Origin of the sequence: Gilliamella sp. GillExp13 (genome assembly GCF_001690815.1) — a bacterium.
Classification (GTDB): Bacteria; Pseudomonadota; Gammaproteobacteria; order Enterobacterales; family Orbaceae; genus Gilliamella; species Gilliamella bombi.
Genome location: NZ_LZHJ01000059.1, coordinates 21,683 through 43,087, shown reverse-complemented (window position 1 = coordinate 43,087; position 21,405 = coordinate 21,683). Strand labels below are relative to the sequence as shown.

Below are 21,405 nucleotides of genomic sequence, written 5' to 3'. Positions count from 1 at the left end.
AAATAAAAATTAAATTTGTTCAAATACAGCTTGGATTTTTTGTTTATCTTTAATTCCTGGGGATATTTCAACACCAGAGTTTAGATCAACGCCTATCACCCCAGTTGCTAAAGCTGACCTTATATTTTTTGAGTTAATACCCCCTGCTAGAATGACATTATTTAAATTATGATTAGTGAGCATTGTCCAATCAAAACATTCAGCTGTACCACCATCCCCGTTATCAAACAAATAACGTGAGATTAAGAGATTATTATGTTCAGGAACGGTGCTACCAATACTTAATGCTTTCCAAATTTGGCAAGTTCTGGGTAATTCTTGTCGCAACATTTCGATATAGTTTTCATCTTCATTACCATGCAGTTGGACAGCATACAAGGATAACTGTTTTGCTATTTGAACTACTGTTTCGATCTCTTCATTTCGAAATACACCAACCCAATTAAGCGGTGCTGCAACAATAACTTTTCGAGCCTTAATTGGCTGTATATAACGTGCTGAATTTGTAACAAAAATCAAACCACCATAAACTGCACCAGCTTGATAAGCACTAACAGCATCTTCGGGACGTGTTAAACCGCATACTTTATTTTCGCCTAACATCACCTTGCGAATTGCCAAAGTTAAGTTTGGTTCAGACATTAACGCACTACCAATTAAGAATCCATCTGCAAAACGACTCAGTTCTTTAACCTGATTGTGAGTATAAATACCCGATTCACTAATAATAATGCGATCGTTAGGAATTGATTTGGATAAGGCTTTTACCCGATTTAGATCAACCGTCAAATCCCTTAAGTTACGATTATTAATACCGATTACTTTCGCACCCAATTGGATGGCTCTTTCAACTTCGTTTTCAGTACTAGCTTCTGTCAAAATACCCATATTTAGCTTATGAGCAATGTTACTTAGATGACGATATTCATCATCCGTCAATACAGATAGCATTAATAGTACTGCGTCAGCTTGATAATAACGCGCTAAATAGATCTGATATTCATCAATAATAAAGTCCTTACAAAGCACGGGTTGTGTGATTTCATTACGAACTATGGGTAAAAATTCAAAGCTACCTTGAAAATATTTTTCATCAGTCAATACTGAAACTACTGAAGCATAATCTTTATAAACTTTAGCAATAGCGGTTGGATCAAAATCATCCCGAATCAATCCTTTTGATGGCGACGCTTTTTTACACTCTAAAATAAAAACCGTTTTAGGTTGATTTAACGCTTGATAAAAATTGCGATCACTAGGGAATATCGCTGATTTAAAGGTATTAATTGGCTTTACTGCTAACTGCTCAGTTAACCATGTTTGTTTATCTTCAATGATTTTTTTCAATACTGTTGCCATTTCAACATTTTTTACTAATGCTGCAATTGCCATGTTATTCTCCACTTATTATCTTGCTGCTAGTTGTTGTAATAATGCATAAGGTTTACCACTTTGCATCATTTCAATTGCCCGTTGTGCATTTTGTTTTAAATTTGACTCGCCAAATAAGCTCATTAACATCGCAACATTAGCGGCAATTGCTGATTGGTGTGCTGGTTTTCCGTGACCTTGTAAAATGGCAATTAACATATCACGATTCTGCTCAGGTGTACCCCCTTCAATATCTTTTAAGGTAAATGTTGGCAAGCCAAAATCATCAGGTTTAAGCGTAAAATATCGAATTTTACCATCTTTAACTTCAGCAACGTCAGTTTCGCCATGAATAGCAACCTCGTCCATACCTGCGCCATGCACCACATAAGCATGTTTATAATTAAGCATTTTTAATGTTTCAGCAATCGGTTGGATCAAATCTGGATGATACACGCCTAATAAAATACGTTTAGGACGAGATGGATTAATCAATGGTCCTAACACATTAAAAATGGTCCGAGTTTTTAATTGTTGGCGTATTGGTGCTGCATGGCGAAAACCTGAATGATATTGCTGGGCAAATAAGAAGCACACACCAAGTTCATCTAATGCCTGACGAGATGTTTGTGCTGACATATTTAATTTAATGCCTAAGGCAGAAAGCACATCGGAAGAGCCTGATTTACTTGATACACCACGATTACCATGTTTAGCCACTTTATAACCTAATGCTGCAGCCACAAAAGCACTAGCTGTTGAGATGTTAATGCTATTGGTGCCATCACCCCCAGTACCAACAATATCAGTAAAATCATAATCTGGAGAATCAAAATGATCGGCATTCTCAAGCAATGCTAAAGCTGCCCCTGCTATTTCATCCGGTTTTTCACCACGAACTTTCATACTAATTATTGCGGTAGCCAATACAGTTGGTTCAATCTTACCTTGAATAATTAAATTAAATAGTATTTTACTTTCCTCTTGTGTAAGGGTTTGCCCTAAATATAATTTATTAACAATAGGTTGAATATTATACTCTTGCTTATCAACAATAGCCTCCTGTTTTGGCTTCTCTTGTTTTTGTGGAGGATTTAGTGCCCATTTAATAGTTTGTTCTAATAATTCTACACCTTGAATGGTTAATATAGATTCTGGATGAAATTGAAAACCACAAACCCGATCCTCATCATTACGAACTGCCATTACAATATTATTGCAAAGCGCATTGATGGTTAGTGTTTTTGGAATATTTTCACCTTTTAAAGAGTGATAACGAGCCACCGGTAGCGGATTTGGTAATCCTTTAAACATCGCTTGCTCATCATGCTCAATTAAAGATGCCTTACCATGCAAAATATCGCCAGCTGGCACAATCGCTCCACCATAGGATTCCACAATAGCTTGATAACCAAGGCAGATACCAATAATAGGCAATTTACCTTTTAAACGTTTTAACAGTTCTGGCATGCATCCAGCGTCACTTGGCGCTCCTGGACCTGGTGATAACATTAAAATAGGGTTTTGCATTTGTGACAATTTTTCAATAATTACATTTGCAGGGATAGTATTTCGATAAATCGTCACACAATGCTTACTATTACGTAATTGATCGACCAAGTTATAAGTAAAAGAATCAATATTATCAATAAATAAGATATTAGCCATTAGAATACACCTTCTACATTATGCGCTACCATGATAGCTCGAATAACTGCACGTGCTTTATTACGTGATTCATCAGATTCTGATTGTGGCTTTGAATCTAGCACCACACCACTGCCAGCTTGTACTGTCGCTATGCCATCTTCGACATAGGCACTTCGAATCACAATACAGGTATCAAGATCGCCATTCGCGGTAAAATAGCCAACAGCACCACCATAGCTACCACGTTTAACTTTTTCTGATTCAGCAATTAATTGCATCGCACGAACTTTGGGTGCTCCTGTTAATGTTCCCATATTCATAGTGGCTTGATAAGCATGAAGCGCATCTAAATCACTGCGTAACTGACCAACCACACGCGAAACTAAATGCATCACAAAAGAGTAACGATCCACTTTTAACAAATCTTTAGTATAACGAGTACCGGGTTTACAGATACGCGCTAAATCGTTGCGAGCTAAATCAACTAACATTAAGTGTTCGGCTAGTTCTTTTTTATCGGTGCGCATTTCAAGTTCTAACCTACTATCTAAATCAAAATCAATTTCACCATTTGTAGTTAATCCACGTGGACGAGTACCGGCAATTGGGTAGATTTCAACTTGATTAGTTGCTTTAGTATACTTAAGTGCACTTTCAGGTGAGGCCCCAAATAACACAAAATCACTATCTTGCATATAAAACATGTAAGGGCTTGGATTATTGTTTTTTAATATCTGATAAGCCGATAATGGTTCAGGGCAAGGTAATTTAAAACGCCGTGAAGGTACTGCTTGAAAAATTTCCCCCTGCTCAATTGCATCTTGCATTTTTTTGATAACTGTATTGAAATCATCATCACTTTTATTACATGTCACATCGATATTAGCAAGGGACTGAGTATGAATGGCTTTCATTGGGCTATTTAATGTTGCTTGTAAATTAGCTAACCGTTGTGTTAAGCGCTCAGTTTCTTTTAAATCAGAAGTGAAAACCGTCGTTTTTAAAATGGATTTATGATCTTTATGATTTATTTCTAATATTGTTTCAGCTAAATAAAAACAGAAATCTTGACAACGCTGCTCTGTAGGTAAATTAGGTAAGTTTTCAAATCCAGCGACAAGGTCGTAACAAAATAGCCCACCAACAAAAATCGCATCTTGACCACATTGTTCAGGGATATTCACAATAGTCAATAATGTGCGTAATGCATCAAAAACTGATAGCGACTTTAATCTTGAATCTTCATCTTGCATACTATCAATAGTGGGAAATACCAATTTAAGTGTTTGTTCATCCACTTGTACATTATCTAACTTGTCTGTAAAAGCCTGTTGTAATAAAGGTAATAGCTTTTCACCATTTGTGGTCAATGCCTTAAAAGTCACTTCATTATTTATTGCCGAAATACGTAATGCACTATCGACAATCATGACACTTTTAATTCCTTGCTTATTATCAATTTCGGCTGATTCTAGTAACAACGTTGCCGGTTTACTATCGCACAATTGATAAAACACTTGGGTTGGATCTTGATAATAACCGATGGTTTGGGTTATTTGTGTTAATGTCGGCTTATTCATTGTTGGCTCTCTACATTTAAATTTTTATTTAGCTGATTCGTTTAACATCCAAAAAACTAAAAAACCCGCATAAAGCGGGTTGTGTAAAAAAGACAATACATCATTACATCACCCGCAAAAGGTAACGCACCACCAACCAAAGCTGGTGAATTGACGAGTAATAAGATGTAAATATTGTGCTTTCATAATTTTTATCGATTAAAAATAAATTTTGTACTATTAAACTAGTTTACTAGCACACTGTCAAGAGATTATTTATTTTTAAAAACAAACTTCGCATTTATAACTAGGCAAAAAATTTAATAATCTATAAAATGGTTGACTCATTTTTATTATAAAAAATTATAAGGATTTTTGAACTATGCCAGTATTTTATATCGTCATTGGTGTTATTGTTTTGCTTGCGTTAATTACTGTCTTAAAGGCAATTACAATTGTTCCCCAAGGTTATCAATATACTATTGAACGTTTTGGTAAATATACCCATACACTTGAACCCGGTTTAAATATCATTATTCCGTTTATGGATGGTGTTGGTCGTAAAATTAATATGATGGAGCAAGTACTCGATATTCCATCACAAGAAGTCATTTCAAAAGATAATGCTAATGTGCAAATTGATGCTGTTTGCTTTATCCAAGTACAAGAAGCAGCAAGGGCTGCATATCAAGTAAATCAATTAGAGCGTGCTGTCATTAATTTAATGATGACTAATATTCGTACTGTTTTAGGTAGCATGGAATTGGATGAAATGTTATCACAACGTGATCATATTAACTCTAAGTTACTAAGTATTGTCGATGAGGCAACAAGTCCATGGGGAATCAAAATTACCCGTATCGAAATTCGAGATGTTCGCCCACCAGCAGAATTGATTGCTGCGATGAATGCGCAAATGAAAGCAGAACGTAATAAACGTGCCGAAATTCTCGAAGCAGAAGGTGTTCGTCAAGCAGCGATTTTACGCTCTGAAGGTGAAAAACAATCTGAAATTTTAAAAGCAGAAGGTGAAAGACAATCTGCCTTTTTACAAGCCGAAGCGCGTGAACGTGCTGCCGAAGCAGAAGCAAGAGCAACTCAAATGGTATCCGATGCTATTGCTGCAGGTAATATTAATGCTATTAACTACTTTGTTGCCCAAAAATATACTGAAGCATTACAACAAATTGGTTCATCGGATAATAGTAAAGTGATTATGATGCCACTTGATGCGTCAAGTTTAATGGGTAGCATTGGCGGTATTGCTGAATTGATTAAAAACACGAAATAAAAAATCAAATTTTATACATAGGCAAAGTGTTCCCTGAAAACTTTTTAACAAAATCGTAAACTCTATATTTAGAAATTTCACTGAATGAATCTTAGAGGTGATTGATAATGAATGGTTTTTTGATGGTTTTCTATAATCCGCCTTATTGGGGATTTATTGTTCTAGGTGGTATTTTGCTAGTTATAAAATTACTCGATACCGGCAAATATGGTTTTTGGAGTGGGATCGCTACTTTTATTATTGTTTTAATTGCTTGGATTTTACCGTTTTCTTGGCCAATTTTGTGGATCATGGACAGCCTTGGAGGCATTAATGAAATAATTAAAAATACTAAATAAAAATCAAATTTTATACTTAAACATAGTGTTTCCTGAAACTTTTTGACAAAATCTATAAACGCTATGTTTAAGATTTTTACTGAATGAATCTTAAAGGTAATTGATCATGACTGATTTTTTTATGGTTTTCTATAATTCGCCTCAATGGGTATTTATTGCTTTAGGCGGTATTTTGCTGATTATAGAATTACTTGGTACCTGCGGATACGGGCTTTGGAGTGGGATTGCTGCCATTATTGTTGGTTTAATTGCTTGGATTTTACCTCTTTCTTGGCCAATTTTGTGGATTTTATTCGCAATTCTAACGCTTGTATCTGCTTATCTTTGGTGGCTTTGGCTCAAAAAGCAAGGTAAAGATAAATCAAATAAAGGCGAAATCAATCAGCCACAACAAGATTTAATTGGTATTAAAACAGTTGTCACAGATGCTATTGTTAATGGCTCAGGTCGAGTAAAAATCAAAGATGGAACATGGTCGGCAAGATGCGTTGAAGATCTTAATGTTGGGCAGCGTGTTGAAATTATTGCTGTGGATGGTCTAATTTTAGATGTGCTACCTATAAATCAATAGTTTTTTGCTAGTTATAAAAATAAATAGGGCGCATTAACAATGCGTCTTTTTTATTATAAGAGCGAAAAATGAATTACAAAAAAATGATTTTCATTGGGGTATATGTCAGAAATTACTTTTTTCAAATCACTCAAAGTCATATTCTCTTGTTGGGCATGGTTTTCGGTAAGTTGATCAAATGTAATTTGTGTAATATTAACTATTTTAATTGTACAAAAATACTCATCAGTTTCAAAAGTTCCAACACGAAGCTTATCACCAACTTTAAAATGTGATTCACTCTTATCTCGAATGGTAATGACTTTTAAACCAGCTAAAATATCAGACTTAAAACGTTGATAAAAAGTAATATCATTTTGCACAGCATTATCCTATGTGAAAATTACCCAAATTACTTAACAAGTATTAATCAAGCAAAGTAAATGTTTGCTTGTCCTGAGTTGTCGAATCACTACCTATATACACATTAAATTTTCCTGGTTCGGCAACATATTGCATTTTATTGTTCCAGAATTTCAGCATATCATATTTAATCACAAATTTTACTTGCCCCTTAGTGTGCGGTTTTAAAGTAATATTATCAAAACCAATTAACTCTTTCACTGGGCGGCTAACCGACGCTGTCACATCTTGCAAATAAAGCTGGACGGTCTGCATACCTTCTCTATTCCCTGTATTTTCAACATTAACGGTGACAATAATTTCACCATCTCGATTCATTTTAGTACTTGATAATGAAAAGTCCATCGTAAAATTGGTATAACTCAAACCAAACCCGAAGGGGAATAACGGCTCATTAGGACTATCAAAATACGAGGTTGTATATTTGCCCATATTTTCCGTACCACGAGGACGGCCTGTATTCAAATGGCTATAATAGACTGGGATCTGCCCAACATTATAAGGAAAAGACATGGGTAATTTACCCGAAGGGTTATAGTCACCAAATAGTACATCGGCAATGGCATTACCTCCTTCAGTTCCTAAAAACCAAGTTTCAAGCATAGCATCAGCTTGAGCATACTCTTCAGATAATGTTAAAGGACGACCATTCATTAAGACAATGACCAAAGGTTTACCTGTTTTTTTCATTGCTTTAATTAATTGTTTTTGAGTTGCTTGCAAAGATAGATCTGTTCGACTTGATGACTCATGAGCCATTCCTTCTGCTTCACCAACAAAAGCAATAACAATATCAGCTTTTTTAGCTATTTTCACCGCTTCTGCAATCATTTTATCGGCTGGTCGATTATCAAATTTAGATGTTTCTCCGTATAAATTTAAAAACCGATATAAATTTTCATCATCAGAAAGGTTGGCACCAAATGCATAGCTAATTGATTCAGGATTTTTAACTGCATTTTTAATACCTTCTAATGGAGTTACCGCTAAATTAGCACGCCCAGCTCCCGACCAACTTCCCAAAATATCACGTTTTGAATCAGCTAATGGACCAATCACCGCAATTTTCTTATTTTTAGCTAGCGGTAATATCTCATTCTCATTTTTTAATAACACAATACTGCGGCGTGCCACATCACGAGCTTCTTCACGATGTAATCGATTATCAGCAAACATTGTATCGATATCTAATTTTGGATCTAAATTACGATTAGGATCACTAAATAACCCCATATCATATTTAAGTTCAAGTACATGACGACAAGCTTGGTTTATTTCATCTTCTGTAATGGCACCTTCTTCGACTAATTCAGGCAAAAATTGTAAGAAATATTCATCATTCATACTTATATCAATGCCAGCTTTAATCGCAACACGTACAGCATCTTTCGGATCACTAGCTACGCCATGATTTATAAGTTCACGAATAGCTCCATGATCACTAACAACAACACCATCAAAATGCCACTGATTCCGTAGTACTTCGGTTAACAACCAATGATTCCCCGTTGCTGGAATACCATTAACGCTCACTAACGAAACCATCACAGCTCGACTACCTGCATCAATTGCTGCTTTATAAGGCACAAGATATTCTTGGAACATTTTGCGTTCGCTCATATCCGTACTGTTATACTCACGCCCTGCTTCAACTGCGCCATAAAGTGCAAAATGTTTTACTGATGCCACCAATGATTTTTTATCGGCAAGCGATTGCTTTTGCATCTTTTCAACAAAAATACGCCCAGCTTCTGAGGTTAAATAAGGATCTTCACCAAACCCTTCAGACACACGCCCCCATCTAGGATCACGTGTAATATCAACCATTGGCGCCCAAGTTATATTTACCCCATCCGAGGTAGCTTCGTCAGCTGATACTTCAGCAGCTTTTGCAATTGCACTACGATCCCAAGTGGATGCAATACCTAAATTAATCGGGAAGATAGTTCTATGTCCATGAATTATATCAAAACCAAAAAATAGAGGAATTTTATTGCGAGATTTTAGAGCACGCTCCTGCATTTGAGAAAGGTCAGGTTCGACAACAGTATTAAAAATGCCACCAATTTCACCTGCTTCGATTTTATCAAGTACTTTATCTAACGTTAGATCACCACCAACACTAATTAGGCGCAATTGTCCCGCTTTTTCTTGAAGCGTCATTTTTGATAATAGATTATCAATAAAAACTTTCTTTATTTCCTTTACTTCGCTATTAGGTTCTTGTGCAAACAAATGCCCAGAAAAGATAAGAAAAAATAAATATATAGCTACTTTTTTCATCATAATAAATATTGTTATAATTAAGAGGATAGACAAGCAGACAGCATAACGTATTTACAAAAAATCTCGTTTTTTATCTACTTACATTCAGGTTTAAAACATCATAATAGTTATTGCATCCCCTTATTCAAACGCTGTCTTTTCTGAAATTTTTTACAAAGTTCAAGGGATAATATTGCCGACAATTGTTGGCAATATCAACTCAATAACACATTAATCTCTAAAATTGGTAAATTGAAACGGTTGACCAAATTCGCTATTTTTAACTAATGCCATAGTAGTTTGTAAATCATCACGTGATTTACCTGTAACACGAACTTGTTCACCTTGAACTTGAGCTTGCACTTTAATTTTGCTGTCTTTGATCGCTTTTACAATTTTTTTAGCTAGCTCTTTATCAATACCCTGCTTAAGCTTAACCGTAATGCTATAAAGTTTACCGCTGTGCTCCATTTCTTCAGGAATTTCAAGTGCACCACCATCAATACCACGTTTAGCTAGCTTATCACGCAGGATATCGAGCAGTTGCTGTACTTGGAAATCAGATTGGCTTGTTACTTTAATCGTTTCATTTTTTTCATTTAATTCAAACGATGCTTCAACATTTTTAAAGTCCCAACGAGTAGCTAACTCTCGAGTGGCATTTTCAACACCATTTTTAACTTCTGGCATTTGAATTTCTGAAACGATATCAAAAGAAGGCATAAATTCTCCTCTTCTAATGGTTATAAAACTAAAATTATCTAGTTAATAAATAGAATAATTGTCGCCTAACAATAATTTAGGCGACTTTAAAATATAAGCGTGAATTAATCGATAGTACGAAGCAATTCATTGATACCTACTTTACCTAAAGTTTTAGCATCAACTTTTTTCACAATAACTGCACAATAAAGACTATATTTGCCATCTTTTGTCGGTAAGTTGCCAGAAACAACTACTGAACCAGCTGGTACACGTCCATAGTGAATTTCACCAGTTGCACGGTCATATATTTTAGTACTTTGACCAATAAATACACCCATTGAAATTACGCTACCTTCTTCAACAATAACGCCTTCAACAATTTCGCTACGTGCACCAATAAAACAGTTATCTTCAATAATGGTTGGGTTAGCTTGTAACGGTTCTAAAACACCACCAATACCAACACCACCCGATAAATGAACATTTTTACCAATTTGCGCACAAGAACCAACAGTTACCCATGTATCAACCATCGTACCTTCATCGACATAAGCACCAATATTGACATAAGATGGCATTAATACAGTATTTCGAGCAACATAGGCACCTTTACGAGCAATAGCAGATGGAACAACACGGAAACCTTCTTGTTGGAATCTTGCTTGATCATATTCAGCAAATTTTAATGGCACTTTGTCATAATAGTTAGTCGGACCGCCATCAATCAGTTGGTTTTCGTTAATACGGAAAGAGAGCAAAACCGCTTTTTTTAACCATTGATGAGTTACCCAATCACCATTGATTTTTTCTGCGACACGCATTTTACCACTGTCTAATAAAGCAATGCATTGGTTAATCGCATCACGTGTAACTGTATCAACATTTGACGGTGTAATCTCAGCACGACGTTCAAATGCTGCTTCAATAATAGTTTGTAATTGTTGCATCTCAAGTTTCCTTTAATTTATAGCCCGTTAGCAAATAATAAATAGATAGACAGTATAATATAATCTTTCTCGCTTTTTAAGTGGTTTAATCATATCCTCTCAATCAATACCGTTTTTGGCCTTTTTTATAATGATGATTCATATTTTCAAAAAACAAAAACATTAAATAAAAAAATATCTAATAAAATAAATGTTCTACCTGAATGATTTTGAACTAATTTCTATCAAAGTTTTATCAATATAAAAAAGTACAATTTATTTGCGTAGCTCATCACAAATTAAAAGCAATAAATAATTAGTTATTTTATTCCAAGCTACACTTGCTTTACTACGATCTTAAAAAAATAACATTATGCAAAATTGGGGATTTTCATTACTAGAACTGTTAATAACTATTTGTATTAGTGCTATTTTAGTCACAATAGGCGTTGAGCATTGGAAAGAGCAACAACTGCGTAATGAATTAGCTTATACAACCAAACAGTTAGCTTATTTTTTGTATGAAGTTCAAATAAAAGCGTCGATTAAAAATGAGAATTACATTATTCATCAATTTACTTCACCTTGGTGTATTGCTATCACTAATGATGAAAAACCCACTTCGTGCAGTGAAGGAGTACTTTATTTTATCAAACCTGATAATTCTGTTGAAATTAGTGAATTATTAAACAATAAAAATGCTTTGATCTTAGGTCGTCGCAACTTAGCACAAACAATGTCTTTCCAATTAAAAAATAAGATAGGTACTAGCAGGATTTTTATTTCTTTATTTGGACGCATTCGATTCTGTGCAGAAAATAGCTATATAACAGGCTTACCTCCATGTTAAAAGCATCTGGATATTCCTTATTTGAAATGCTTATTAGCTTAATATTATCAAGTCTAATTTTTATGGGTATAACCTCGTTTTACATTCAATTACAAACAAGTATGATGCAATATTATCAAAAAACACGTTTACAACAGGCAATTGAACTTGGATTAGCTGGTATGAAAAAAGACATAAGACGAGCTGGTTTTATTGCTAATGACCCCAAAAAAATAACAGCTAAAGCTATTAAAATCGATAAACAAGGAAAATGTATTGTTCTTCGATACGATAGCGAAATTCGCAATTCTTGGGTTTGGGACAAATTTTCCCCTATAAAGTCAGATGTTTTTACCTATCGCTATAAAGAAAACAATATAGCCTATAAAACAGGAGCAATAGATTGTTTTGGAACTAAATGGGAAAACTTATTTGATTCAAACGAAATCAAAGTAACCGATTTTACAATAAAACAGCTACCCGATGCCATTAGTCTATCTGTTACTGCTGAATTAAGAAAAAACAAGCAGATTAATTATCACATAACTGAAATAATCAAAAATGAAAACCTATTTTAAACAAATTTATACTTCGTCTGGGTTTAGCACTATTTTAATGGTAATTATTTTGATGGTTGTGGGATTGGTGCTATTAATTGGTTTTAATATACTTATTACCTCGTGGCAAAAAACTATCTTAATGGAAAGTCAATACTATCAAAAATTTAATCAAGCTAGTTCATCTTTAACTTGGGCAATAACCCAAAATTGGCAAACTCCTAAAACAAATTGGTATTGTATGACTGAACCCACTTATCAATTAAAAGCATGTATAAAAAAGTCTTTATTAAAAATTGATAAGTATGTGTTAGTAAGGGGCGAATCTAAAGGCTTCTATTTATATACACTTGCACATTTTGATAACAATCGATTGATTGTTGAAAAAGGTCATTGGCTCGATTATTGCCCAGAAAAAAGGGCTATTTATTGTGAATAACAAAAAGAAAAAAATAGCTGGCTTTAGTTTAATTGAAGTTATGATAGCAACGCTATTATTTTCAATTATTATGTTAGGATTTGTTAATTACCAACAAGCATTGTTTTATAAACATCACTACTTTACAAACTACTTACGTGCCAACAAAATTGCTTTTCAGCTACTTGATAGCTACCCTTATACCACAAACCAAATTATTCCTTCTGGTTGGCACTATAAGCTCACCAGTAAAACTTATAATGCTCAGTGTAAAATGGTTGTTATAACGGTTAATGCACCTAACAAACAAGTTGCCAAGCAGCAACGATTATTTTGTAATTCACTCTAAATGTTTGCAAGTTAAATACCATTCATCCCTCTATCCAGTTATGTAGAAGTTGCAAAACTTGTGACGTTTTTTCAGCGTGAACATTATGCCCAGCACCTTCAACTACTTCAATTTTTGCATTAGGAAATTGTTCGAAAATCGCTGGATAAGCTTCATTTGTAATATAAGTAGAGTTACCTCCCCGAATAAATAACGTGGGTTTTAAGCAAGGAGAGATATTTTGCCAATCGCATATATGAGCATATTGTGAATTAATTGCTTCAATATTAAACAACCATTTATCATTCTTAAACGATTTTAGTAAAAAAAGAATGGTTGGCATGTTAATCCCTACTTGTTCCATTAAATTGATGATCTGCTTTTTATCGGTAATTTGGTTACTAAGGCAATACATTAACACTCTTAAAATAGTGGCATTGGCCGAACGGTGATATTTTATAGGCGCAATATCGATAGCAACAATTTTTTGGATAGAATCTGAAAGCATTTGCGACAATTGCAAAGCAACCTTCCCCCCCATTGAGTGACCAGCTAATATTATATCTTTTAATTGTAAATCATAACAAAGTTCAGCTACATCTTCAGCCATAGTTTGATAAGTTATCTTATCAGACCAAGGGGAATGCCCATGATTACGAAGATCAACTTGCACGGTTTGATAATGCTGCACAAAATTTTTCGCTATCATATTTAAATTATCTAAACTACCAAACACCCCATGTAAAAACACTATCGGTTGTCCATCACCCTGTAATTTATAGTTTAATTTCATACTCTAATTTGACCAATTATTTTAAGTGGCATTATTATACGTCTATTTTCAATACCATCACCGATTAATTCAATAACCACAATTTACATAAATATGATAGAATTTAACACCAACTTTTTAACTAGTATTAAGCCATATGTTTCAAAATAACCCTCTACTTGCACAATTAAAACAAGAACTCCATGAACAAACACCACGCGTTGAAGGCACTATTAGAGCTCATGAAAAAGGATTTGGTTTTTTAGATGTTGATAATAAAAAAAGTTATTTCATCCCTATTGCTAAAATGAAAAGAGTTTGCAATGGTGATAAGGTATCAGGGACAGTAATAAGTAATAACGATAAAGAGTCTTTTGAACCTGAATCATTAATTGAAAGTGCATTGCAAAAATTTATTGGCAAAATAGGCTTTCAAGATCGTGCAATGGTTATTTATCCTGAAAATATGTCAACTAATCTAGCCATTCGTTGCAAAATAAACAAGCAAGTTAGCGAAAAACTAAAAGAAGGCGATTGGGTTGTGGCAACGCTTGTTTCTCACCCTTTGCAAGAAGAACAGAATCAATTTCTTGCCGAAATTGTTCGTTTTGTTGCTGAAAGCAATTCACCTTATCAACTTTGGCTAAAAACGTTAGCGCGCTACGATTTAGAAACTCACGCCCCACAGTTCGATTCATTATCAATTAACGTTACTGAACTTGATAACCGTCAAGATTTAACCGATGTTAACTTTTTCACCATCGATAGCGAAGATACAGAAGATATGGATGATGCTATTGCGATATCAAAAGGTGAACAAGGAGATTATCAATTGACGGTTGCCATTGCCGATCCTACCGCTTATGTATTACAAGATAGCGAACTTGATCGTATTGCCAAAATCAGAAATTTTACCACTTATTTGCCTGATTTTAATATCCCTATGCTACCCAAAGAGCTTGCCAATGATTTATGTTCATTAAAAGCAAATCAAAAACGTCCAGCAATGATATGTAAAATGAGTATTGACGAAACGGGCAATATTAATAGCGATGAGATCACTTTTATACCAGCTTGGATTGAATCAAAAGCTAAATTAACTTATAACAATGTTTCTAATTTTTTAGAAAATAATGAAGATTTAGAAACTAATAATCCAATTATTAAACAGCAACTTAAACATTTAGCTGACTTAGCAAAAATTCGTATGACATGGCGGCAAAATCATGCATTAGTTTTTAAAGATAATGGAGATTATCGTTTTGAACTTGATGAAAATCGCCAAGTTAAATCAATAATTAAAGAGTCTCGTCGGATTGCAAATCAAATAGTAGAAGAAGTCATGGTTTTAGCTAACCAAGCTTTAACATTGCAATTAAAAAATAAAATTGGTTTTGGAATTTTTAATATTCATTCAGGTTTTGATAATAAATATATTGAACAAGTAGTGACTTTTTTAAATGACAACGGAATCACTGAATTTGATAAAGAATCATTATTATCTTTCGATGGTTACGTAAAGTTGCGTCGTATAATCGACAACACTCCATTTTTGTCAACAAAACTTCGCAAGTTCCAAAGCCCTGCTGATTTTTCAACTGAACCTAAACCACATTTTGGTTTGGGATTTGATGCCTATGCAACATGGACTTCACCAATACGTAAATATGGTGATATGGTCAACCATCGATTAATCAAAGCATTTATCCGATCACAAGAATTAATCGCACCCGATAAAGATCAATTAAAAAACATGAATGAAAGACGCAAAACATTACGCTATGCAGAACGTGATATGGCTGAAAACCTTTATGCTCAATACTTGTCAAATAAAGTAGGTGAAAGTTTTTCTGCTGAAATTATCGATATCAATCGTGGTGGTGCTCGAGTTCGTTTATGTGATATAGGCGCTTTTGCATTTGTGCCACTTTCAATGATTCACTCAGTCAAGGAAGAAATTATCTCGTTACCTGAGGAAGGAATCATCAAAATTAAAGATGAGGTTTGCTACAAACTTGCTGATACTATCTCTGTTGTTATTCATCAGGTTAAAAGCGAAAATCAATCAATCATTACAAAATTAGCCAACAATTAAAAAATAAAAGAAAGATTATTCTTACTTGAATTTACAGCTTTTTTGCTGTTATTTCTTCCCCCGATGTAAATCAGGGGGAATAATTAAAACTTTATTATATTTTTAATATTAAACCTCTTTTTCTTATTAAAAATATCTGTTATCTTTCGCGGCTAGAAATAATGAATTAATCATTAAAATGAACAATAATTCAAGGAGGCTATAATGTCAATTCATGGACACGAAGTATTGCATATGATGAATGGAAACAATTATACCGAATCTTCTTTACTTGATGCTATCAAAAGTAAGTTTGGAGAAGATGCCATATTTCATACTTGTTCAAAATCCAACATGAATGCAGAGCAACTAATCGCTTTTTTAAAAGCAAAGGGGAAATTTAAACCCTCAGTTGATCATGAAACTAAATTTACGGTCGATAATAAAAAAATATGCAAACATTAGAGAAAAATGACCGTATATAAAGTACAATTTTTATAAATTTAATTTAATCTGCTAGTGTTTTTTAAATTAATAAGAGTATATAATTTCGCGCTACAACAATAATCGTTATAAGTGGCTGTTGTTACTAATAACGTGACTAAACTAGTGGCAAAGTTGCTCGCTTTAAAATTAACCTAAAGAATATGCTCATGGAATTTGATAAATGAAAGTAAGTAATATCCTTATATGCACCTTTGTTGCTATTCTTGTCACAAGTTGTGCAAAAAAAAATTTACCTTTAAAAAATAATGAACCAATTTCCGAAACAGAGCAACTATCTCTATTAAAACAACAAACTGAAACTAACGACCCTTATGTTGTTGATGCTAAAAATCAATTAATTCGGTTTGTTGGTGATAAAAACTTCGATAACTACATTATTAAACAAGGTATTCTAAATTGTAAAGGCGATAATAACCTCTCCTCTTGTGTATTGAATTTTTATTTAAATGAACTATATAAATTAAAGTATCATGTGCAACTCAAAAAAGTAGTTGAGGAAAACCAAGCCGAACATAATATGGAACTAAGTAAAATAAAAGCAACTGAAAACAATATAAAAAGTTATTGCCAATATTCAGCTGATTTCGTTGCAGCAATTTATACAAAAGATAATGCAAAAATAACACAATATTTTCGACCACAATTTAGAATGTCAGAACAAGATATATCATCCTTAAAAGCAAAGATTACTAAAGATGACTATTCTTACTTCCTAATAAACGAAAACCCAAGCATTCTTCAAGAAATGAAAGTGGATTACGTTGAGAAATGCTTAGATGATCCAAAAAACAATATTATCAATTATTTTAATATTTTTAGATAATACTAACGCGAGTCTTTTATGTGCAATTTATTTCCAATTCATAAGTTTAATAAAACTTTAATTTGCAAGGTGCTTTGCTTAGCTTCAGCTACTTGTATTAGTTTTTCTGCATGGGCTTTTTCGCTTGATGATGTAGTTGAAAAAGCTGAAAAACTATCTAAAAAGGCTTATGTTCAACCATCTAAAAATATTCCTAATGAATTAGCATCTTTACAATTTGCTGATTACCAAAAAATTCTATTTAATCATAAAAAAGCTTACTGGGGTGATCAAAAAAGCCGTTTCAAACTTGAGTTTTATCACGAAGGAATGTACTTTGATGTTCCAATAAAGATTAATGAAATTGTTAATAACCAAATAACTCCAATACAATATGATCCTAGCTATTTTGATTTAAGCCAGATTAATCTTGATAAACTAGATACTAAAAATTTGGGTTTTGCTGGTTTTAAAGTCCATTACCCAATTAATAATCCAACAAAAACCGACGATGAAATATTTTCAGCTCTTGGTGGCAGTTATTTTCGTGCGGTAGGTAAAGATCAACGCTATGGTCTTTCGGCAAGAGGGCTTGCCATTAACACTGGAGAAATGTCTGGTGAAGAATTTCCACGTTTTAAAGAGTACTGGATTGAAAGACCAGAACCAAATCAAAAACATTTAGTTATCTATGCATTACTTGACTCACCAAGCGTAACTGGTGCTTATAAAATTACATTGATTCCAAGTATTGATACTACTGTTACAGTTCAAGCTAAGGTCTTTTTCCGCGATTCTGTAAAAAAACTTGGCATTGCCCCACTAACCAGTATGTTTTTATTTGGGCCTAATCAACCATCACCATTGTTAAATTATCGACCTGCAATGCATGATTCTAATGGACTATCAATTTTAGCAAATAATAACGAATGGATCTGGCGTCCATTAAATAACCCTAAACGTCTATCGTTTTCATCGTATAGTTTAGAAAACCCAAAAGCTTTTGGCTTAATTCAGCGTGATAAAGGTTTTGATGATTATCAAGATCTCGATGATCACTATGAAAAACGACCAAGCGTTTGGACTGAAATTTTAGGCGATTGGCAAAAAGGACGAGTCGAATTAGTTGAAATCCCAACAGCAGACGAGACTAACGATAATATTGTCACTTTTTGGGTGCCAGAAAAACAATATAAAGCTGGCGACGTGCTTGATATAAAATATCGATTACATTATTCATTACATGAATTACAGCGTTATCCTAATAATACAGCAAGAGCTATTAGTACCCGATTATCACTCGGCGATATAAAACAAGCTAATTTAATTCGTAAACTTGATGGCTCTAATGCGTACGTGATTGACTTTGCTGGTCCTTCATTATCAGAAAAAGAACCTGTCAAAGTAATTTCAAGTATTACTAACGGCTCTATTGTAAGCTGTGATTCACAGTACAATCCAATAATAAAAGGATGGCGTGTAATTGTTAGATTCAACGTCCAAGATAGTAAAAAGGCAACGGATATTCGTGTACAACTTGCTTCGCAAACAACCAATGAAGTGATTTCTGAAACTTGGAGCGGGCAATACCCAGCACAATAGTAATGTAATAGTCATTATTATTATAATAAGATAAAAATATGAAAAAAGATTACTTTACAAATCTACCTGATGCTGAAGCTTGGCGTCAAAAATATGAACATAATACAACACCACCTGATGATGTTGAGTTCTTAAAATATCGCTTAAATCAGATTGGCGATACTAGTTCTTTTATTGATGACCGAAAACAACAACCAAGTTATCCTGAAGTTGAACGCGTTTCAATTCAACCTCAAATCTGGAACCAGCGCTATATTGCCAAGTCAAAACATAACTTTAATATTTTAGCTATAATTCGACGCTTTATTATGTTTGCGTTGATTGTAGTACAAACATATTATGGAACCACTTATCTATCTTCTTTATTACCATACCAGAGTTGGCAAAAAATCAATTTTATGACTAATTGGGATATCAATCCTGAATTAGCCATCTACAGCATAATACCTTATATCATACAAGGGGCGATTATTATCCTGTTTGCTATTTTGTTTTGTTGGATCTCTATTGGATTTTGGACCAGCATTATGGGACTAATTTTAGCCGTCATGGGTAAAGACCGTTACACTATTCCTATTCCCAAGGATCCAGCATCACATATCGACACAAAACATCGAACCGCTCTTGTTATGCCAATTTGTAATGAAGATGTTGCTCGAGTATTTGCTGGGTTACAAGCAACTTATCAATCTTTAGCAGAAACAGGCCACGCAGCTTGTTGTGATTTTTATATATTAAGTGATACTAACGATCCCGATCTATATGTGAACGAACTTAAAGCTTGGGCTGAATTTAATGCAGCAAAACAAAACAATGGTTGCAACGTTTTTTATCGCCATCGCAAACGCCGAGTAAAACGTAAAAGTGGTAATATTGATGATTTTTGCCGTCGTTGGGGGCACCAATATGAATACATGATGATCCTTGATGCCGATAGTATCATGACAGGTGATTGTATTTTAAAAATGATCGCCATGATGGAAATGACACCTAAAGCAGGTATTTTACAATCACCACCAAAATCAGTCAGAATGACGACACTTTACGGACGTATTCAACAATTTGCCAATCAGATTTATAGTGATATATTTTGCTCTGGCACACACTTTTGGCAACTAAGCGAAGCACAATATTGGGGTCACAATGCAATGATTCGCTTAAAACCTTTTATTGAGCATTGCATATTATCGCCATTGCAAAAACGTAAGGGTCCAATTCATATTTTATCGCATGATCTAGTTGAGGCGACGCTTATGCGTCGTGCTGGTTATGGCGTCTGGATTGCTTATAATATGAATGGAAGTTATGAAGAGCTTCCTGGTAATATGATTGAAGATTTAAAACGTGATAATCGCTGGTGTATGGGTAACTTAATTAATTTAAGACTAATCTTCAAAAGCGGTATTAAATTGACCCATCGTTTAATGTTTGCAACTAGTGGCATGGCTTATATTTCTTCATTATTGTGGCTAATATTTTTAATATTTTCGACACTATTACTATTGGTGTTTAATATTTCTGAGCCTCAATATTTCTTCCAACCTAACCAATTTTACCCAACTTGGCCAAGATGGGACGAACAATTAGCAATTCAACTATTATCAACCACAATGGTTTTACTGTTTGCACCTAAATTCTTCAGCTACGGTATTATTATAGCCAGAACTGGAGCAAAAGATGTTGGTGGTATATTTAAATTAACCTTATCAATACTAATTGAAATGATCTGGTCTATGATTTTAGCACCAATACGCATGATCTTTCATAGTAAATTTGTACTAAAAGCATGGATGGGCAGTAAAATACAATGGAAATCACCATCTCGAAATGACGATGCTTTAACATGGGGTGAATCATTTTATTTTTGTTGGCCACTTTCATTATTAGGTATTGTCTGGTTAGGAGTAATTATCTGGTTAAATCCACAATTTACTTATTGGTATATAGCCATATTAATACCTTTAACCATTTCACCTTTAGTAATTAGAGTATCTGGGCTTTCAAGTATCGGCATGAAGGCAAAAAAAGCAGGACTATTTTTAACCCCTGAAGAAACGCATCCTACAAGAGCTGTTACTCTTACAGGCGAATATTTAATTAAAACTGAAACTGCATTTGTTGAGCATGGCTTTGTTATGGCGTTGGTCGATCCTATATATAATGCGCTAACTTGCGCTTTATCGACTTCAAGACATAGAGTTAATAATAAAAACCAACAAAAACGCAATGAGCTTATTGAACAATATCAACACATAGACTTAGAAAAAATGAGTAAAGAAAAGCAGTTAGCTATTTTAGAAGACCCAATTATTCTTTCCGCATTACATCGTCATATTTGGCAGCAACAAGAAAAATACGACAATTTGTTCTCAATATGGCAAAATGAACGCCAACAATAAGAAATAGGGCTTTTGCCCTATTTCACTTCTTTTTAGTAA

At 34.0% G+C, this 21,405-nt stretch carries 20 protein-coding genes; 12 read left to right on the top strand and 8 right to left on the bottom strand.

The genetic code is table 11. The features are described from left to right. Positions 1 to 9: 9 nt before the first annotated feature. From trpCF to A9G37_RS04170, 3 genes are read right to left on the bottom strand one after another with little or no spacing between them, the layout of a single operon-like run. On the bottom strand, positions 10 to 1,392 hold the full coding sequence (gene trpCF, locus A9G37_RS04180; protein ID WP_065574708.1) for a bifunctional indole-3-glycerol-phosphate synthase TrpC/phosphoribosylanthranilate isomerase TrpF: 1,383 nt from the start codon (positions 1,390 to 1,392) through the stop codon (positions 10 to 12). A gap of 15 nt (positions 1,393 to 1,407) precedes the next feature. After that, positions 1,408 to 3,039, bottom strand: coding sequence for a bifunctional anthranilate synthase glutamate amidotransferase component TrpG/anthranilate phosphoribosyltransferase TrpD (gene trpD / locus A9G37_RS04175; RefSeq protein ID WP_034910686.1), 1,632 nt, complete (start codon positions 3,037 to 3,039; stop codon positions 1,408 to 1,410). Further along, a complete protein-coding gene (locus tag A9G37_RS04170; RefSeq protein ID WP_065574707.1) occupies positions 3,039 to 4,601 on the bottom strand; it encodes an anthranilate synthase component 1 in 1,563 nt (520 codons plus the stop codon). The genes trpD and A9G37_RS04170 overlap by 1 nt, the downstream gene beginning before the upstream one ends. Positions 4,602 to 4,962: 361 nt before the next feature. Between A9G37_RS04170 and A9G37_RS04165 the strand changes: the two genes are divergently transcribed. The 3 genes from A9G37_RS04165 (at position 4,963) to A9G37_RS04155 (ending at position 6,780) form a co-directional block, all read left to right on the top strand. After that, the gene (locus A9G37_RS04165; protein WP_034910684.1) at positions 4,963 to 5,871 is read left to right on the top strand and encodes an SPFH domain-containing protein; all 909 of its coding nucleotides are present in this window, start codon (positions 4,963 to 4,965) and stop codon (positions 5,869 to 5,871) included. A 107-nt stretch (positions 5,872 to 5,978) separates the two neighbouring features. Next, the gene (locus A9G37_RS04160) at positions 5,979 to 6,209 is read left to right on the top strand and encodes a hypothetical protein (RefSeq protein ID WP_034910680.1); all 231 of its coding nucleotides are present in this window, start codon (positions 5,979 to 5,981) and stop codon (positions 6,207 to 6,209) included. Between the two features lie 106 nt (positions 6,210 to 6,315). Then, on the top strand, positions 6,316 to 6,780 hold the full coding sequence (locus A9G37_RS04155; RefSeq protein WP_034910677.1) for an NfeD family protein: 465 nt from the start codon (positions 6,316 to 6,318) through the stop codon (positions 6,778 to 6,780). Positions 6,781 to 6,833: 53 nt separating this feature from the next. Here A9G37_RS04155 and yqfB read toward each other — a convergent pair whose 3' ends face one another. The 4 genes from yqfB to dapD form a co-directional block, all read right to left on the bottom strand. Next, positions 6,834 to 7,142 carry a N(4)-acetylcytidine aminohydrolase gene (gene yqfB, locus A9G37_RS04150; RefSeq protein WP_034910676.1) on the bottom strand — a complete coding sequence of 103 codons (309 nt, stop codon included), beginning with the start codon at positions 7,140 to 7,142 and terminating at the stop codon, positions 6,834 to 6,836. A gap of 43 nt (positions 7,143 to 7,185) precedes the next feature. Continuing rightward, entirely contained in the window at positions 7,186 to 9,468 is a 2,283-nt protein-coding gene (gene bglX, locus A9G37_RS04145) for a beta-glucosidase BglX (RefSeq protein WP_065574706.1), read from the bottom strand. 210 nt (positions 9,469 to 9,678) lie between these two features. Continuing rightward, complete coding sequence (locus A9G37_RS04140; protein ID WP_034910675.1) at positions 9,679 to 10,170, bottom strand: YajQ family cyclic di-GMP-binding protein; 492 nt, start codon at positions 10,168 to 10,170, stop codon at positions 9,679 to 9,681. Between the two features lie 104 nt (positions 10,171 to 10,274). Further along, complete coding sequence (dapD, locus tag A9G37_RS04135; RefSeq protein WP_034910674.1) at positions 10,275 to 11,099, bottom strand: 2,3,4,5-tetrahydropyridine-2,6-dicarboxylate N-succinyltransferase; 825 nt, start codon at positions 11,097 to 11,099, stop codon at positions 10,275 to 10,277. A 352-nt stretch (positions 11,100 to 11,451) separates the two neighbouring features. Between dapD and A9G37_RS04130 the strand changes: the two genes are divergently transcribed. From A9G37_RS04130 to A9G37_RS04115, 4 genes are read left to right on the top strand one after another with little or no spacing between them, the layout of a single operon-like run. Next, positions 11,452 to 11,928: a prepilin-type N-terminal cleavage/methylation domain-containing protein gene (locus A9G37_RS04130; protein WP_034910673.1), complete on the top strand. Its 477-nt coding sequence runs from the start codon at positions 11,452 to 11,454 to the stop codon at positions 11,926 to 11,928. Next, positions 11,922 to 12,485, top strand: coding sequence for a prepilin peptidase-dependent protein (locus A9G37_RS04125; RefSeq protein ID WP_034910671.1), 564 nt, complete (start codon positions 11,922 to 11,924; stop codon positions 12,483 to 12,485). The genes A9G37_RS04130 and A9G37_RS04125 overlap by 7 nt, the downstream gene beginning before the upstream one ends. After that, complete coding sequence (locus A9G37_RS04120; RefSeq protein WP_065574705.1) at positions 12,469 to 12,903, top strand: DUF2509 family protein; 435 nt, start codon at positions 12,469 to 12,471, stop codon at positions 12,901 to 12,903. Before A9G37_RS04125 ends, A9G37_RS04120 begins: the two co-directional genes overlap by 17 nt. Continuing rightward, the gene (locus A9G37_RS04115; protein WP_051634165.1) at positions 12,896 to 13,231 is read left to right on the top strand and encodes a prepilin-type N-terminal cleavage/methylation domain-containing protein; all 336 of its coding nucleotides are present in this window, start codon (positions 12,896 to 12,898) and stop codon (positions 13,229 to 13,231) included. The genes A9G37_RS04120 and A9G37_RS04115 overlap by 8 nt, the downstream gene beginning before the upstream one ends. 22 nt (positions 13,232 to 13,253) lie before the next feature. Here the strand turns inward: A9G37_RS04115 and A9G37_RS04110 are convergent, their stop codons facing one another. Further along, a complete protein-coding gene (locus tag A9G37_RS04110) occupies positions 13,254 to 14,003 on the bottom strand; it encodes an alpha/beta fold hydrolase (RefSeq protein ID WP_034910666.1) in 750 nt (249 codons plus the stop codon). A 136-nt stretch (positions 14,004 to 14,139) separates the two neighbouring features. On the opposite strand from A9G37_RS04110, the gene A9G37_RS04105 reads away from it, so the two are divergent. The 5 genes from A9G37_RS04105 to mdoH all read left to right on the top strand — a co-directional run bounded on the left by A9G37_RS04105 (position 14,140) and on the right by mdoH (position 21,366). Then, positions 14,140 to 16,077, top strand: a complete 1,938-nt coding sequence (locus A9G37_RS04105; protein WP_034910664.1) for an exoribonuclease II — start codon at positions 14,140 to 14,142, stop codon at positions 16,075 to 16,077. A gap of 204 nt (positions 16,078 to 16,281) precedes the next feature. Continuing rightward, positions 16,282 to 16,521: a YecH family metal-binding protein gene (locus A9G37_RS04100; protein WP_034910662.1), complete on the top strand. Its 240-nt coding sequence runs from the start codon at positions 16,282 to 16,284 to the stop codon at positions 16,519 to 16,521. Between the two features lie 202 nt (positions 16,522 to 16,723). Then, entirely contained in the window at positions 16,724 to 17,386 is a 663-nt protein-coding gene (locus A9G37_RS04095; protein ID WP_034910661.1) for a hypothetical protein, read from the top strand. 18 nt (positions 17,387 to 17,404) lie between these two features. After that, positions 17,405 to 18,967: a glucan biosynthesis protein G gene (locus A9G37_RS04090; RefSeq protein ID WP_081297643.1), complete on the top strand. Its 1,563-nt coding sequence runs from the start codon at positions 17,405 to 17,407 to the stop codon at positions 18,965 to 18,967. Between the two features lie 38 nt (positions 18,968 to 19,005). After that, positions 19,006 to 21,366: a glucans biosynthesis glucosyltransferase MdoH gene (gene mdoH / locus A9G37_RS04085; protein WP_065574704.1), complete on the top strand. Its 2,361-nt coding sequence runs from the start codon at positions 19,006 to 19,008 to the stop codon at positions 21,364 to 21,366. Positions 21,367 to 21,405 lie beyond the last annotated feature (39 nt).